General features: G+C 65.5%; 12 protein-coding genes and 1 pseudogene. 2 read left to right on the top strand and 11 right to left on the bottom strand.

Annotated elements, in window-relative coordinates; translation table 11 throughout:
• Window positions 1-146 precede the first annotated feature (146 nt).
• The 5 genes and pseudogenes from LW136_RS22075 to LW136_RS22060 all read right to left on the bottom strand — a co-directional run bounded on the left by LW136_RS22075 (window position 147) and on the right by LW136_RS22060 (window position 5716).
• Window positions 147-1529, bottom strand: coding sequence for an IS1380 family transposase (locus LW136_RS22075; protein WP_034018616.1), 1383 nt, complete (start codon window positions 1527-1529; stop codon window positions 147-149).
• A 96-nt stretch (window positions 1530-1625) separates the two neighbouring features.
• Window positions 1626-1979, bottom strand: a pseudogene (locus LW136_RS22840) (ABC transporter permease); the annotation flags it as partial.
• Complete coding sequence (locus LW136_RS22070; RefSeq protein WP_234174219.1) at window positions 1976-2968, bottom strand: ABC transporter substrate-binding protein; 993 nt, start codon at window positions 2966-2968, stop codon at window positions 1976-1978. The gene LW136_RS22070 and the pseudogene LW136_RS22840, both read right to left, overlap by 4 nt.
• A complete protein-coding gene (locus LW136_RS22065) occupies window positions 2968-5031 on the bottom strand; it encodes a TonB-dependent receptor plug domain-containing protein (protein WP_234174218.1) in 2064 nt (687 codons plus the stop codon). The genes LW136_RS22070 and LW136_RS22065 overlap by 1 nt, the downstream gene beginning before the upstream one ends.
• Window positions 5032-5146: 115 nt before the next feature.
• Complete coding sequence (locus LW136_RS22060; protein ID WP_234174217.1) at window positions 5147-5716, bottom strand: DUF6436 domain-containing protein; 570 nt, start codon at window positions 5714-5716, stop codon at window positions 5147-5149.
• 84 nt (window positions 5717-5800) lie between these two features.
• Between LW136_RS22060 and bipL the strand changes: the two genes are divergently transcribed.
• The gene (bipL, locus tag LW136_RS22055) at window positions 5801-6739 is read left to right on the top strand and encodes a phospholipase BipL (RefSeq protein WP_023445781.1); all 939 of its coding nucleotides are present in this window, start codon (window positions 5801-5803) and stop codon (window positions 6737-6739) included.
• A 5-nt stretch (window positions 6740-6744) separates the two neighbouring features.
• Here the strand turns inward: bipL and LW136_RS22050 are convergent, their stop codons facing one another.
• A complete protein-coding gene (locus LW136_RS22050) occupies window positions 6745-7509 on the bottom strand; it encodes a hypothetical protein (protein ID WP_014822154.1) in 765 nt (254 codons plus the stop codon).
• Between the two features lie 154 nt (window positions 7510-7663).
• Here LW136_RS22050 and LW136_RS22045 point away from each other — a divergent pair, with 154 nt between their 5' ends.
• Window positions 7664-8272: a 2OG-Fe(II) oxygenase gene (locus tag LW136_RS22045; protein WP_023445783.1), complete on the top strand. Its 609-nt coding sequence runs from the start codon at window positions 7664-7666 to the stop codon at window positions 8270-8272.
• A gap of 76 nt (window positions 8273-8348) precedes the next feature.
• On the opposite strand, the gene dctM is transcribed toward LW136_RS22045, so the two are convergent.
• The 5 genes from dctM to LW136_RS22020 all read right to left on the bottom strand — a co-directional run bounded on the left by dctM (window position 8349) and on the right by LW136_RS22020 (window position 15061).
• Window positions 8349-9629: a C4-dicarboxylate TRAP transporter large permease protein DctM gene (gene dctM, locus LW136_RS22040; RefSeq protein WP_234174216.1), complete on the bottom strand. Its 1281-nt coding sequence runs from the start codon at window positions 9627-9629 to the stop codon at window positions 8349-8351.
• Window positions 9629-10255, bottom strand: a complete 627-nt coding sequence (locus tag LW136_RS22035; RefSeq protein WP_230358307.1) for a TRAP transporter small permease — start codon at window positions 10253-10255, stop codon at window positions 9629-9631. Before LW136_RS22035 ends, dctM begins: the two co-directional genes overlap by 1 nt.
• A 265-nt stretch (window positions 10256-10520) precedes the next feature.
• Window positions 10521-11516 (bottom strand): C4-dicarboxylate TRAP substrate-binding protein DctP, encoded by a 996-nt coding sequence (dctP, locus tag LW136_RS22030; RefSeq protein ID WP_234174215.1) that lies wholly within the window; start codon window positions 11514-11516, stop codon window positions 10521-10523.
• A 345-nt stretch (window positions 11517-11861) separates the two neighbouring features.
• Entirely contained in the window at window positions 11862-13256 is a 1395-nt protein-coding gene (locus tag LW136_RS22025; RefSeq protein WP_234174214.1) for a sigma-54-dependent transcriptional regulator, read from the bottom strand.
• A complete protein-coding gene (locus LW136_RS22020) occupies window positions 13253-15061 on the bottom strand; it encodes a sensor histidine kinase (RefSeq protein WP_234174213.1) in 1809 nt (602 codons plus the stop codon). Before LW136_RS22020 ends, LW136_RS22025 begins: the two co-directional genes overlap by 4 nt.
• Between the last annotated feature and the right edge of the window lie 105 nt (window positions 15062-15166).

The following is a 15166-nucleotide window of genomic DNA, read 5'->3' as shown; positions in this document are numbered from 1 at the left end:
CGTTTTGACGGACGCAGGTCGTCGCAGGTGGCGCAGGCTGCCGACAGCGCTGATTTCGGGCAAGCGCCTGCGAGCGCGCTTGAACAAGGCGCTTGCGGCAGGGTGGACGGGGTGTGATGTGGAGGGGGACGGTGGGTGTGCGGCTGTCAGCGCGCCGCGGCGCTCAAGACATCGAAGGCGTGATCGAACACCTCCTGCTGCGGGAAGGCCGAACTCATGGCCACTTTGACCCGGCGCACGCTCACGGTGATGACCGCGCCGATCTTGAGCAGCTTCAGGCGGATGCTACCGGCCGTGGCCTGGGCCAGTTCGGTCCCCGACAGCGCCAGCCTGCGCAGGCTTTCGAGCAGCACGTAGGCGAACGAGGACAGCCACAGCCGCAGCTGGTTGCTGCGCAGCGTCGCGGTGGAGGTGCGGTCGGCGAACAGGTCGAGCTGACACTCCTTGATGCGGTTCTCCATCTCGCCGCGCGCGCAGTAGAGATCCTCATACAGCGCCTTGTCCGGCCAGTCCCCGACCGCAAGCGTGGTCACCACGAAGCGTGGGTTGGTCTTGCCCGGCAAGGCCTCGGCCTTGGCCACCACCCGGCGCTCGGCGCTCCAGCTTTTCCTCGTGCGGTAGTGCAGTTCCTGGAACACCCGTGCCGGGACTCCCGTCGCTTCGCACTGCGCCTGGGCCTGCCGCAGGCTCGGGCCGATGGCCCGGGTCAGGCGCGCGTTGCGCGCCAGTCCGAAGACATAATCGACCGACTGTGCTTCGCACCAAGTCATCAGGTCATCCCGGCAGAACCCCGAGTCGGCGCGCAGCACGATGCGCGTGTCTGGCCAGCGGGCGCGAATCTGCTTGACGATGCGTTGCACCTCTTCCAGCGCCCCGGCGGCGCCATCGACGTTGGCCGGGCGCAACTTGGCGCACAGCAGGTGACGGCCGCAGAAGATGTACAGCGGCAGGTAACAGTAACCCCCGTAGTAGCCGTGAAAGAACCGGCCCTCCTGCTGCCCATGCAGCGGATCGTCGGTGGCATCCAGATCCAGGATGATCTCCTCTGGCGGCCTGCGGTGGGCGTCCAGAAACAGATCGACGAACAGATCCTCGATCATGCCGGCCTGCGGCCGGATCTTGTGATAGCGCGAACTGCCCTGCGCCTGGAAGCGCTCCAGCCGGTTGAGCGTGCTCTTGCCGGCCAAGGGCGCACAGCGCGCACGTCCGGACTGCAGCTTGCCGATCACCGCGCCCAGCAGCGGGTCGTGGCGCAGTTGCTCGTGATCGTTGAGATCCTCGTAGCCCAGCGCGATGCCCATCACCCGCTGCGCCACCAGCGTGCGCAGCGGAAACTCCACCGCCTCGGGCATCCGATCGTCCTGGAAACAGCCGGCCAGGCGATCGAACAACCCCACCGCTTCATCGGTTTGTTTGAGCAGCAACGCGCCGCCATCCGAACTCACCCGACCGCCATCAAATCCGGCTACCACCGCGCGCCGCCCCACCCCTGAAAACGTGTACTGCTTCGGATTACACTGTGTCTGCATCGGGCCGCTCTCCGTTGTCGCGCTAAATCGTTCTTTGCACAACAATTTTCGCGCATCCGACGGCCCGGTGCATCTCTTCCTGTGAGAAATGCGGGCTAGCCAGGCGATTGGCGGCATGCCCATGAGCACGGTAACCAGTGGCCGCGCCATCATCGAGGCGGTCATGGAGACACCGGCGGCGAGCCCGAGCACGCTGCCGACCACTACGGAAAGAGCGAAGCCGAGCAGCGCCCGGCGACTGGTGGCCAGCAGCTCCGGCCAGGCGGCACCTTCATCGATCAGCTGAAGCAGTCGGGCAAAGGTCTCCAGAGGCGCCGGCAGCACCAGTGCGCCATAGTGGCTAGCCACTGCCTCCCAGCCCGCCAGCAGCAGAAACAGGCTGGCCAGAGCGCCCCAGCCGCTCCACAGATAGCCGGGCAGGCCCGCCAGCCAGCTGCGCAGGAGGCTCATGGCTGAGCGCTGACCGGCGAGTAGAAGTCATCGGCCGGCAGCTTGCCGCCGATCAGCGCCGGATTCTTCTTCAGCAGCAGTTCGAACAGATACTCGACTTCCGCCCGCGCCTCGGCGGCGGGCACGGCGTCCATCTGCGCCACGGCCAATGAGTCGGTTACCGCTTCGGCGCTGAGCATCGGCAGATGCTTGGCGACCAGCTGCCCGCAGCGTTCGGCGTTGGCGCTGCACCATTGCAGCGAGTCGGCGTAGGCCTGGGCGATCCGTGCGGCGATCTGCGGCTGGTCCTTCACGCTGGCCATCAGCGCGATGCCCGCCTGCGGGATGCGTGCTTCGCGTTGCAGCAGGCGGCCCCACTCCTGTTGCAGGTCGACACTGCGATACAGATCCGGCGCGACCAGTCCCAGCGGCCCTTCGCTTGCCTTGCGCAGGGCCATGGAGATGGCCGGCTCGGCCAGCAGGGCATGGTCGGTACGGCGCATCAGCAACAGCTGCATGGCGTCGATGGGGGTGGCGACGTAGCGCAGACGCAGGTCCTTGCGCACATCGATGCCGGCACGCTCGGCCAGCAGGCCGAAGAGGATGTCCGGCATGTCGCCACGGAACGGCATGGCGATTTCCTTGCCGCGCAGGTCGTCGAGGGTGCTCAGGCCCTGTTCGCGGGACACTAGCCAGAGCAGACCCCAGGTCGAAACGTTGAGCATGCGCAGCTTGGCGCCGCGGTTGTAGAGGTTGGCGGCGACGTTGACTGGCATGGCCAGCACGTCCGCCTGCTGGTTAAGCGCCAGCAGGCGCAGCTGGTCGGGATCGCGCCAGCTGACGAATTCCACCTTGTCCGCCAGGTCGTCCAGTGCGCCGGATTCGACCATGTGGATCAGTGGGTTCGATACCGACGAGGAAGGGCCGGCCAGAATCAGGCGCGGCAGCTTGTCCGCCAGTGCCGGTGTACCGGCAGCCAGCAGGACGACCATCAGCAGATGGCGCAGCATCAGAAGCTCCCGCTCAGCGCGACGGTGATGCCGCGCCCGGGTGCTTCCAGCTCGTTGCCGCTGATGCCGTCAGCCAGATGCTCGTGGTAGGCCTTGTCGAACAGGTTGCTAAGGCGCGCGTCGAGGTTGGCAGTCTGCAGCACGCCGATCTTGCCGAAGCCCCAGCCGAGGCTGGCATCGGCGGTAACGAAGCCTGCGGTACGGTCCTCGCCACCGCGGGTGAACTCGGTCGCTACACGATCCTGCTCGGCGACCGCGCGCAGCTGGGCATGCCAGTAGAGGCCGCGTTCGGCCGGCTGGCCAATGCCCAGGGTCAGCTCGTGGGCCGGCATCTGGTGCAGTGGTTCGTCGTCCTGTTTGTTCTCGCCGCGCAGCCAGGTGAAGCTGCCGTCCACCACGAAGGCGCCGACGGCCTTGCTGGCGCTGCCTTCAAGGCCGTAGATCACCACCTTGTCGAGGTTCTCGGTGCGCTTGATCGGCAGCCCGTTGGGCGCGTTGGTGCCGGTCACGCGGCCGGCGATGTAGTCGTCGATGCGGGTGTGGAAGGCCGCCAGCTGATAGGTGAAATCGCCATCGCTACCCTTGAGGCCAAGCTCGAAACTGGTGGAGCGCTCCGGGTCCAGCTGCGGGTTGCCGACGTGGAAGTAGCCGTCGCCGCGCGGCGCGTCGTCGTAGCGCTCGCGCATGTCGGCGGCGCGGTAGGCCTGGCCGACGTTGGCGTAGAGGTTCAGGGTGTCAGTCAGCGGATGCAGCGCGCCCAGTGACCACGACAGGTTGTGGTCGGTGCTGTCCAGGCCGCTGGTTGTAAATGAAGGACCGTTGCCCTTGGCTCGGGCGTCGGCGCTGATGCGGTCGTAGCGGGCGCCGGCGGTCAGGCGCGTCTGGCCGAGGTCGAATTCATCCTGCACGAACAGCCCGTAGGATTTGATCTCGGCGTCCTTGAAGGGGTCGTTGCGCTGGTTGTTGTTGAAGGTTGGCGGGCCATCCACGTAGCGCTCCGGATCGCCGGTCATCTTCCAGCCGTCGACGCCCACCGTCAGCAGGTGATCGGCTACTGGCACCACCCAGCTCGAGCGCAGCCCGTGGGTGATGAAGCTGACGTTGTTGCGTACATAGTCGCGGTCGAGCCGCTCGGAGTAGGCGCGGATCTCCCGGTACACCTCCTGACGATAGAGCTCGGTGGTCAGAGTGCCTTCACCGAGGCCGTTTTCCAGGCCGATCTGGAACAGCTCGCGCTGCTGTTCCGGCGAATGGATGGTCGCGGTGCCGAGTGGTACCGGGATGCCGGCGCCGCCCGGCTGCCCGCCGGTACGCGCCGAGCCCGGGTACCAGACGTCGCGGTCGGTGTGGCGCTGGATGTTCAGGTTGACGCTGACATCCTCGGCCAGCCGTTGCTTGTACTTGAGCAGCAGGGTATCGGAGCTGTAGCCGGTGTTCTCTTCGGTACCGTTGGGGCTCTTGTAATCGTTGACCTTGCGCCCGGCAACGCCCAGCGCCAGGGCATGATCGGAGCTGGAGTCGCGCAGCAGCGTAGCGCCGGTAAAGCCCTTGTCGACGCTGCTGGCGCTGGTGGAGAAGCGTCCGCTGCGTTCGTCCTGCTCGGTGAAGCGTGCCTGTGGCGTGATCAGGTTGACCACCCCGCCCATGGCGCCGCTGCCGTACAGCACCGAGCCCGGACCCTTGACCACTTCGGCGCGTTCCAGCAGGCCGAGATCGAGCATGGAGGCCAGCGAGCCCTGCGGCTGGCCGGAATTGACCCGCACGTCGTCGACCATCAGCACCACGCTTTCCTTCTTCATGCCGCGCAACACCGGGTTCTGTCCCCAGGCGCCGTCGCTATGCACGGCGAGCCCGGGCTTGCCGCGGAACAGGCTGCCGGCCGGCGCTGCCGTTTCGGTTGGCTGAGCCTGCAGCACCTCGATGGCTTGCGGAATGTCCTGCGTTGCGGCCTCGTAGCCCTTGGCGGTGACGACGGTTTCCTGCAGCTCCAGCGGAGCGGCGAAGGCGGACGCGCTGCTGACGGCCAGGCAGGCCAGGGCGAGTGGGTGAAGGCGGAGAATCATCGAAGGGCTCCCGGATAATTCGTCGGCGGTGATGCCGACCTGGATGGGAGCAATTCTCGTTTAACTGATAATAATTATCATTTGATCGCGATCAAGTTTACCTGTCGCAAGCGCGCTACTGCTGCCAGTCGCAGAAACAGGCCACCGCCAGCGAATGGGTGGCGCGCACCTTGCGCCCGGCCAGCACGGCATCGAGGATAGGCTCGACGAAGCTGTTGTCCGAACTGCACACCGCACCCTCGCTGTAGGGGCCGATATAGACCAGCTCCCCGCTTTGATCCCAGATGCCGACAGCGGGGCTGGCCGGTAGTTGCTCGGAGCCGGGCGGGGCGCTCAGCGGTTTCAGCGCTGCCAGCGGCTGCGGCAAGCGGCCGTTGCTGCCCGGTTTGCGTACTTCGTAGAAGTCCACGGGTCGTCCGGCAAAGCGTTTGAGCAGTTCTTCCAGGTGCTGCTGATTGCCGACGTTGCACGGGCATCCCGGGTCCCAGAAATGCACGAAGCGCACTGGTCCCGGGCCCTGCAGCTCGGCCGGCAGGCGAAGGGCGTCGCCGGAGAACAGCTCGGCGCGCTCGCCGTCGAAGGTGCGCAGGTAGCGCGCCTCGAACCACCAGAACGCAGCCAGCATGGCGCCGCCCCAGAGCAGGGCGATCAGTGCGGCGATCAGGTATTTGCGACGAGCGCTCATGGCGGGCTCCGATGTGGGTGCGCAAGCTTGCCATGGGGCGGCGCAGAGCTGAATATCCCAGGTCAACGCAATCGAAGAATTTACATGCCCTCGCGTATCGACCCCGAGCGCCTGCGTAACAGCCTGCCCGCCCTGTCCGAGGCGGTCGCCGCAAGCGCCGAAACTCTCCATTACCAGACCTATTACGGGCTCGACCTGCCGCATCGCACGCAGGTCCAGCGTCGCCTGGGGCGCTTTCGCGTGCATGACTACGATGTCGTCGCCCAGGCCTGGTGGCCGGAGCAGCCCCACGCCAGCCTGCTGATCCTGCACGGCTACTACGACCACATGGGCCTGTATCGCCATGTGGTCGACTGGGGACTGGAGATGGGGTTCGCCGTGCTCGCCTGCGACCTGCCGGGCCATGGGCTGTCCAGCGGTCCCCGGGCGAGCATCAACGAGTTTGCCGAATACCAAGCGGTGCTGAGCGGTCTGTTCGAACAGGCACGCCAGCTCGATCTGCCGCGTCCCTGGCACCTACTTGGCCAGAGTACCGGCGGTGCCATCGCGCTGGATCACCTGCTGCATCAGGCCGAAAACCCCGACCTGGGGCGCACCATCCTGCTGGCGCCGTTGGTTCGCCCGCGCGCCTGGCTGCGCTCGCGCATCAGCTACGAGTTGCTGCGACGCTTCGTTCAGCAGATCCCACGAACGTTCAGCGAGAACTCCGGCGACCCGGCCTTCCTCGAATTCGTCCAGAGCCAGGACCCGCTGCAGCCGGACATCCTGCCCACGGCCTGGGTCGGGGCCCTGTCACGCTGGATTCCCCGTATCGAGGGTGCGGCTGACAGTAGGCACGCGCCGTTGATCATTCAGGGCGAGGCGGACATGACCGTGGATTGGCAGTACAACCTGCCGATTCTGCAGCGCAAGTTCCCAAGTGCTGAGGTGCTGCGACTGCCCGAGGCGCGCCACCATCTGGTGAACGAGCGCGAGGAATTGCGCCAGGCGTACTTCGACTTCCTGCGCGAGCGCCTCAGATAGCGGGATCAGATGCCCTGCTGCGGCTCCAGTTCGGCGCCGCTCATGCCCACCGCCAGGCCGGCGCGTAGCGCCTGCAGCGCGGCCTGGTAATAGGCCTTGCCTTCGTCCGACTGGGCGAATGTCACATATTCCTCCAGTTCGGCATCGGACAGGTCGCGATAGACGTACAGCAGCGTGTTGTCGAGATCGGCCTCTATCTGCTCGATCATGCGTTGGCGCTGGCTGCTCAGCAGGCTCTGCGCCTGATTGCCACCGAGCAGGCCGGGAATCATCTGGCTGAGACTGTCGGCGGCGACGCCGGCCAGTGCCAGGCTGACTTCCGCGCCCGCTTCGCTGGCTGGCAGCGCCTGGGCCAGGTGGCGGATCAACAGTTGTCGGTTGCTGCCGGCTTCCACCCGCGGCAGGCCGGCGGCGTGCTTGGCCAGCTGTTCGCGCCGTGCGGCGAGCACTTCGGCCGAGACGATCTTGCGTCCCAGGGTCGACTGGAAGAATTCCAGCGCCGGCTGCGGCTCGGCCAGGTTGCCGCGCAATGCCTGCTGCGCGCGCTGGTCGATGGCATGGGCGGCGAAGCGGCGGTTGCTGTTGGTCACCAGTGCCTGGAATACCGCCGGTGGCAGGGTGTCCTTGTAGCGTTGCTGGGCCGCGGTCAGGGCATCGCCGAAATTGGCGCGCTGTTCGGTCCAGCCGGCGGTTTCGTAGAGTTCCTGATAGGTGTCGGCGAAGCTGCTGACGCTCAAGGTCAGCAGTACACAGGTCAAGAGGGCGCGCATGGAAGCTCCTGTCTGGCGGGCGGTTCATTTTCCGTGCGTCGACGCGTGCTTGTCGAGGCGCACGGTTACTGCTGCCATTTGGCGCAGCGACGCAGCTTGTAGCGGAGTCTCAACAGACCCTAGACTCCTGCGGTATCCCTTCGGAGTCACTTCCTTGCCGTTCTCTTCGATCATCGACGACCTGGCCGAGCGCGGCTGGTCGGTGCAGAGTTCTTTCCTTCCCAGTGATGTGACCCACAAGCTGGCCGACGAGTGCCGCAGGCGGGAAGCCGAGGGTGCGCTGGCACCGGCAGGGGTCGGCCGCGGCGAGGCGCAGGCGGTGCGCGAAGGCATTCGCAGCGACCATATTCAGTGGCTCGAACCGGGCCAGTCTGCAGTCTGCGACGACTACCTCGAACTTATGGACGGCTTGCGCCAGCAGCTTAACCGCGAGTTGTTCCTCGGGCTGGAAGAGTTCGAGTGCCATTTCGCCTTCTACCCGCCGGGCGCCTTCTATCAGACGCACCTGGACCGCTTTCGCGATGACGACAGCCGCTCGGTGACCGCCGTGCTCTATCTGAACCCGGACTGGCAGCCCGGCCATGCCGGCGAACTGCGCATGCACATGCCCGACGGCTCGCAACTGGACGTGCCACCGCTGGCCGGCAATCTGGTGGTCTTTCTCTCCGGCGATTTCCCCCACGAAGTGCTGGTCACCCAGGCCGACCGTCTGTCGCTGACCGGCTGGTTCCGTCGGCGGCCGGCCGATGTGCTGGCGCTCTGACGAGCCCGCATCGACATTTGCGCAGACGAAAAAAAGCCCGGCACAGGCCGGGCTAAAGGGAAGTAAGTGTTTCGGGCTACATGCCCAGCATGTTCGGCAGCGCCAGGGAAATTGACGGCACGTAGGTGATGATCACCAGGAAGCTCAGCATCAGCGCCAGCCATGGCAGCACTGCGCGGATCACCTGGGTCACCGGCATGCCCGTCACCGCTGAGGCGACAAACAGGTTCAACCCCACCGGTGGCGTTATCAATCCGATCTCCATGTTCACCACCATGATGATGCCAAGGTGGATCGGGTCGATGCCCAACTGGATGGCGATCGGGAACAGGATCGGCGCCAGGATCAGGATGATCGCCGACGGCTCCATGAAGGCGCCGGCCACCAGCAGCACGATGTTCACCACCAGCAGGAACATCCACGGCTGCAGACCTGCCTCGATGACCCAGGCAGTGATCGCCTGCGGAATCTGCTCGGTGGTCAGCACGTGGGCGAAGAGCATGGCGTTGGCGATGATGAACATCAGCATGATGCTCAGCTTGCCCGACTCCAGCAGTACCTTCGGGCACTCGCTTAGCTTCAGGTCCTTGTAGACGAAGATCGCCACGAAGGCCGAATACACCGCCGCGACGGCCGCCGCTTCAGTGGGCGTGAACATGCCCGAGTAGATGCCGCCGAGGATGACTACCATCAGCAGCAGGCCCCAGACCGCCTTGCGCGCGGCGGACAGCCACTCGCGGAAGCTGGCGCGCGGCAGTGCCGGCAAGTTCTTCTTCACCGCGATGATGTAGATCGCCACCATCAGCGCAACGCCGAGCAGGATGCCCGGCACGACGCCGGCCATGAACAGCTTGCCAACCGAGGTTTCGGTTGCAGCGGCGTAGACCACCATGACCACCGACGGCGGGATCAGGATGCCCAGCGTACCGGCGTTACAGACGATGCCGGCGCCGAAGGCTTGCGGGTAACCGGAGCGCACCATGCCGGCGATGGCGATGGAGCCCACCGCGGCCACGGTGGCCGGCGACGAGCCGGACAGCGCGGCGAAGAGCATGCACGCCAGTACCGCACCGATTGCCAGGCCACCACGGATGTGACCGACGCAGGCGTTGGCGAAGTCAATCAGGCGACGGGCCACGCCACCGGTGGTCATGAAGGCACCGGCCAGCAGGAAGAACGGGATCGCCAGCAGGGTGTAGTGCTCGGAGGTCTCGAACAGTTTGATCGCCAGCGAGCGCACCGAGTCCTGGCTGAAGAACATGATGGTCAGCGAGCCGGCCAGGCCGAGGGAGACGGCGATCGGTACGCCAATGAACATCAGCGCAAAAAGCGCGGCGAACAGGAACAGGATGGTCATTACTTGGGCTCCTCTTCGCCGAGCTTGATGGCATCGGCCGCTTCATCAGCGAGGCCGAGTCCGGTCTGCTCGTTGCGCAGGATACGCACGAAGATTTCGGCGAAACGGATGAACACCATGGCAAAGCCGAACGGCACGATCATGCCGATGTGCCATTGCTTGATGCCGACATGGCCCAGGTCTTCCGCGCCGATGTTGGCAACGAACAGCGCCTGGATCCATTCGAAGCTGGCCACGGTCAGCAGGCCGGCGTAACCCAGGCAGAACAGGCAGGCGATGATGCCGATGACACGCTGGATGTGCCGCGGCGCCAGCTTGACCAGCGCGTCGACGCCGATATGGCCGGCGGTGCGCACGCCATAGGCCAGGCCGGAGAAGATCAGCCAGGCGAATAGCGCCTTGGTCAGCGCGGTGCTCCAGGTCATGGACTGGGCGAGGCCGATGATGAAATCGCCGATGGCGAACCAGAAGTCGGCGCTTCCCTCGAACCGGTCGCCCAGGTCGTAGAAAAGTGTGTAGAGGTTGTTGAGGATCACGTAAACGAAGGTCACCAGTGTCATGGCGGCCAACAGAAAGGCAATGAAACCTTCCTCGAAGTGGTCCCAGACGCGCCAGAGGGCGTTCATGGATGACATCTCCCGATGGACTGCTTGTTGTATCGAAGGCAGCACGGAGGTGCGCCGTGAACCAGCCGGGGCAGGCTGGGGGACAGAGCAATAAAAAACTCTTGTTGTCGCCATCGAAGCGGCGCGGCCCGGGATCGCCTTGGCCTGACCTGTCTGCCCTTGGTGCGGGCTTCGTCTTCGCTAGCTGCTTTGTTTTTTCACTGAGCTGTCGGGTATCGCTGGGTAGTACAGCAAAGGGGCGGGGAGCCCGCCCCTCGGCAAAGGCTTATTTAGCCTGGTTGGCAGCTTCGGCAGCCTTGATCAGGCCAGCACCAATTTCGCCTTCGAACTTCTTCCAGACCGGCTTCATGGCTTCGCGCCACTTGGCGCGCTCTTCCGGCGTCAGCTCGAGGATTTCGGTAGTGCCGGCGGCGAGGATGTCAGCCTTGGCCTTCTGGTTCAGGGCGTCGGCCTGCTTGTTCACTTCAACAGTGACTTCTTCCACGATCTTTTCCAGCTCGCCACGTACATCGGCAGGCAGGCCGTTCCAGAACTTGGTGTTGGTGATCAGCATGTAGTCCAGCAGGCCATGGTCGGACTCGGTGATGTGCTTCTGCACTTCGTGCATCTTCTGCGAGTAGATGTTCGAGTAGGGGTTCTCGGCACCGTTGACCACGCCGGTCTGCAGGCCCTGGTAAACCTCGGCGAAGCTCATCTTGCGCGGGTTGGCACGCAGCGCCTTGAACTGCTCGTCCAGCACTGCAGAAGCCTGTACGCGGAACTTCAGGCCGCGCGCGTCTTTCGGCTCACGCAGTTCCTTGTTGGCCGACAGCTGCTTCATGCCGTTGTGCCAGTAGCCCAGGCCGGTGATGTTCTTGTCTTCCATGGAACGCAGCAGGCCTTGACCAGCTTCGCTCTTCTGGAAGCGGTCGACTGCCGCGATGTCGTCGAACAGGAATGGCAGGTCGAAGACCTGAACGCCCTTGGAGTAGTGTTCGAACTTGGCCAGCGACGGAGCGATCAGCTGAACGTCGCCCAGCAGCAGGGCTTCCATTTCCTTGCCATCACCGAACAGCGAGGAGTTCGGGTAAACCTGCACCTCGACCTTGCCCGGCAGACGCTCTTCCACCAGTTTCTTGAACATCAGGGCGCCCTGGCCTTTCGGCGTGTTTTCGGCGACCACGTGAGAGAACTTGATGGTGATCGGGTCAGCCGCGTGGGCCAGACCGGCGATGCTCAGCGACAGGGCGCATGCCAGCGCCTTGGCAGTCAGTTTGAACATTGATGTTTCCTCTTGTTGTGGGTGGGAGGCCACACGGCATCCCGGCAGTAACCAGCTGGACAAGTCTAGGCGCTGAAGCCCGGGTGCGATGCTCTATCGCGACTCGTTCCGTCCGGTTCATTGAGTTTCGGGAGCAATGCCTGTGCCAAGAGCTGGCAGAGCCGCCTGAGGGCAGCGAGTTTACCCAGCAATAGAGGAAGGTTTGAATGGCCAATTGCCAACAAGCGCGTCTAGGTCGCACCTTTGCGCGGGATCGCCGGTGCTGGCGCGGGCCACGCACGTGCCGTGGTCTGTGCCGGCGAGTTCGACCCTTGGCCAGCATCGAAGATGGCGGATTTCCGCCATCTAGTCGTTTTCATCGGGCGAGCTTCCGCCAACATCGGTAAAACTCAGCCCGTGCTTGCGCAGCTTGTCGTGCAGGGTCTTACGCGGCAGGCCCAGCGCTTCGGCGACGCTGCGCAGCGAGCCATGCGGGCGATTCAGCTCATCGGCGATCAGTGCGCGCTCGAAGGCCTCGACCTGCTCGCTCAGATTGCCACCTCCGGCTATCCCGGCAGCCGGTTCGCCGGCCGACTGGTCGAGCCCCAGGCCAAGGCCCAGGGCGAAGCGCTCGGCGGTGTTCTGCAGCTCGCGCACGTTGCCAGGCCAGGCGTGACGTAGCAGTGCAGCGCGTTGTTCCGGCTGCAGCTCCCGGATCGGCAGACCGTGGCGCTGGGCGGCGGCTTCGGCGAAATGCTGGAACAACAGCAGGATGTCCTCGTTGCGCTCGCGCAGCGACGGAATTCGCAGCGGCGCGACGTTGAGCCGGTAATACAGGTCGGCACGGAACCGGCCCTGATCCGCGGCCACCCGCAGGTCCTCCTTGGTCGCGGCGATGACCCGGATATCCAGGGCGATCGACTGGTTGCCGCCGAGCCGTTCGACCACCCGCTCCTGCAGCAGGCGCAGCAGCTTGACCTGCACATCCAGGCTCATGCTCTCGATCTCGTCGAGGAACAGCGTGCCGCCGTTGGCGAATTCGAACTTGCCGATGCGCCGCTTCTGCGCGCCGGTGAAGGCGCCCGGCTCGTGGCCGAACAGTTCGCTTTCCACCACCGATTCGGCGAGCGCCCCGGCGTTGATCGCCACGAAGGGGCCGTTGCGCCGGCTGGACAGGTCGTGCAGCGCCCGGGCAACCACCTCCTTGCCCGCGCCCGTCTCGCCGAGAATCAGCACATCGGCCTGGGTCCCGGCCAGCGCGCCGATCTGTTCGCGCAGGCGCAGCATCGCCTGGGATTGTCCGAGCAGGCGCGCCGACAGCTGCTGCCGGTCGGCCAGGGCCAGGCGCAGGGAGCGGTTGTCCAGTACCAGTTGGCGTAGCGCCAGGGCACGACGCACGCTGTCCAGCAGCGCTTCGCTGGGGAAGGGTTTTTCCAGGAAATCGTAAGCGCCGGCGCGCATCGCCTGCACCGCCAGCTGAATATCACCGTGCCCGGTGATGAGGATCACCGGCATCTCGCTGTCGCGCGTGCGCAGCTGTTGCAGCAGCTCGAGGCCATCGATGCCGGGCATGCGAATGTCGCTGACCACCACGCCTGGCCAGTCCGCTGGCAGCCGGGCGGCCAGGTCGCGGGCATCGCCCAGGCTGACGACCTTGAGACCGGCCAGGTCGAGGGTCTGGCTCAATGCCTGACGCAGGTGCGGATCGTCGTCGATCAGCAGCACCTGCGCCTGGGCGCTGATCGGCTGGTCACTGCTCATTGAAAATGGTCCTCGGTGGGGAAGGCGACGCCGGGCTCGGCGCAACGCAGAAACAGGCCGAGCTGCGCACCACCCTCGGGATGGTTGCTCATGCGCAGCTCACCGCCCAAGGCGCGGGTGAGGGTATCGCAGATCGCCAGGCCGAGGCCCAGCCCCTGCGCGCTGGTCTTGGTGGTGAAGAACGGCTCGCGGGCACGCTGCAACGCTTCCTCGCTGAAGCCGGGGCCGTTGTCGCGCAGGCTGAGCAACACGCCGTCACCCTGCAGTTCGGCGCGCAGCCAGATGCGTCGCGGTTGCGGCCGCTCGGCCAGCGCATCGAGGGCGTTGGCCAGCAGGTTGGCGAGGATCTGCCGCAGCCGCGTCTCGCCGGCCTGCACCCACAGGGTGGCCTCCGGCAGGTCGCGGATCAGCTCCACGCCCATGGCCTGGCGGCGCTTGGCGAGCAGGGCCAGGGCGTCGTCCAGCGCCGGCTGCAGCGCGACCCGCTCCGGCGCGTGCTGGTCGCGACGGGCGAAGGCGCGCAGGTGGGCGATGATCGACGCCATGCGCGCGGTCAGTTCACTGATCAGCCGCAGGTTGTCGCGGGCTTCGGCGTTGCGCTGCTGGTCGAGCAGCACCCCGGCGTTGTCGGCATAGCTGCGGATCGCCGCCAGCGGCTGATTGAGTTCGTGGCTGATGCTCGCCGACATGGTGCCCAGCGCCGACAGCTTGCCGGCCTGCAGCAGTTCGTCCTGGGCGCGCACCAGTTCCTGCTGCGCCTGCTCGCGCTCCAGTACCTCGACCTTGAGCCGGCTGTTCAGCGCTTCCAGGTCGCGCGTGCGTTCCAGCACGCGCTGTTCGAGCTGCTGGCGCGCCTGGGTGTCCAGCGCCAGACGTTCGATGAAGTGCCGGCGGCGCTGCATCAGCAGGCCGATCCAGAGCAGCAGCGCCAGCAGTGTGGCGGCGCCGATGGCGACCACGGTGCGCACCGGTCGCTCGATCAGGTTGATCGGCGCGAGGATGCGCACCGTCCAGCCGGTCTCCTTGAGCTCACGGCTCTGGATCAGCCAGGCATCGATGTCCAGCGTCAGGTCCTGTGGATACAGGGTTGGATAGGGCTGATCGAAGGCGATCTGTTCGCGCTCGTCGACGCCCAGCCCGCGGGTCGCGCGGAAACGCCATTCCGGGCGCGAGGTGAGAATCACCACGCCGAAGTTGTCGGTCACCAGCAGCTGCTCCGGGGTGTTGCCCCAGAGCGTCTCGGTATGGTCGAGGTCGACCTTGACCACCAGCACGCCGAGGATGCCGCGCTCGTCGCGCACGGCGGCGCCGAAGTAGTAACCGCGCTTGCCGGAGGTGGTGCCTAGGCCGAAGAAACGCCCCGGGCGACCTTCCATGGCCTGGCGGAAATAGGGGCGGAAGGCGAAGTTGCGGTCGACGAAGCTGTCTTCCTCGTCCCAGTTGGAGGCCGCCAGGGTATTGCCGTCCGTGTTCATCAGATAGATCACGTCGGCCCCGGTCTGGTTGCGCAGGCGTTTGAGCAGGCGATTGGCATTGTCCCGCACGGCCGGCGCTTCGGCCTGCTGCAGGACGGCGCGCAAAGCCGGCAGGTCGCCGAGGATGCGCGGCAGCACCTCGTAGCGGTTCAGCGTGCCGAGCAGGTTGGCGACGTAGAGGTCGAGGGTCTGACGATTCTGCTCGGTCAGCTCGTTGCGGTAGTAGCGCTCGGCGAGCTGCTGCAGCGGCCAGAGCAGAGGCGCAAGCAGCAAGGCCAGCAGGGCGAGGTTGCGCCAGCGAGGGCGGCGGGGTGGATGCAGTGCAGTCATGCGTGGGCGCCTGGATGTCGGGCGCATTATGCACGCAGAGCGTGCCGGCGTTCAGCGTCGCTTATCGAGCTGGCCGGATCGGAGCAGAGTGGCAGAGGCAGCCGT

The organism is Stutzerimonas kunmingensis (genome assembly GCF_021432085.1).
Taxonomy (GTDB): Bacteria; Pseudomonadota; Gammaproteobacteria; order Pseudomonadales; family Pseudomonadaceae; genus Stutzerimonas.
This window is presented reverse-complemented; position numbering and strand designations above follow the sequence as displayed.

What these genes read in the sequence shown, in the direction of transcription:
- LW136_RS22025 (WP_234174214.1), bottom strand. Translation starts at nt 13,256, where the DNA reads ATGAGCAGTGACCAGCCGATCAGCGCCCAGGCGCAGGTGCTGCTGATC.
- dctP (WP_234174215.1), bottom strand. Translation starts at nt 11,516, where the DNA reads ATGTTCAAACTGACTGCCAAGGCGCTGGCATGCGCCCTGTCGCTGAGC.
- LW136_RS22075 (WP_034018616.1), bottom strand. Translation starts at nt 1,529, where the DNA reads ATGCAGACACAGTGTAATCCGAAGCAGTACACGTTTTCAGGGGTGGGG.
- dctM (WP_234174216.1), bottom strand. Translation starts at nt 9,629, where the DNA reads ATGACCATCCTGTTCCTGTTCGCCGCGCTTTTTGCGCTGATGTTCATT.
- LW136_RS22035 (WP_230358307.1), bottom strand. Translation starts at nt 10,255, where the DNA reads ATGAACGCCCTCTGGCGCGTCTGGGACCACTTCGAGGAAGGTTTCATT.
- LW136_RS22020 (WP_234174213.1), bottom strand. Translation starts at nt 15,061, where the DNA reads ATGACTGCACTGCATCCACCCCGCCGCCCTCGCTGGCGCAACCTCGCC.
- LW136_RS22065 (WP_234174218.1), bottom strand. Translation starts at nt 5,031, where the DNA reads ATGATTCTCCGCCTTCACCCACTCGCCCTGGCCTGCCTGGCCGTCAGC.
- LW136_RS22050 (WP_014822154.1), bottom strand. Translation starts at nt 7,509, where the DNA reads ATGCGCGCCCTCTTGACCTGTGTACTGCTGACCTTGAGCGTCAGCAGC.
- LW136_RS22060 (WP_234174217.1), bottom strand. Translation starts at nt 5,716, where the DNA reads ATGAGCGCTCGTCGCAAATACCTGATCGCCGCACTGATCGCCCTGCTC.
- bipL (WP_023445781.1), top strand. Translation starts at nt 5,801, where the DNA reads ATGCCCTCGCGTATCGACCCCGAGCGCCTGCGTAACAGCCTGCCCGCC.
- LW136_RS22070 (WP_234174219.1), bottom strand. Translation starts at nt 2,968, where the DNA reads ATGCTGCGCCATCTGCTGATGGTCGTCCTGCTGGCTGCCGGTACACCG.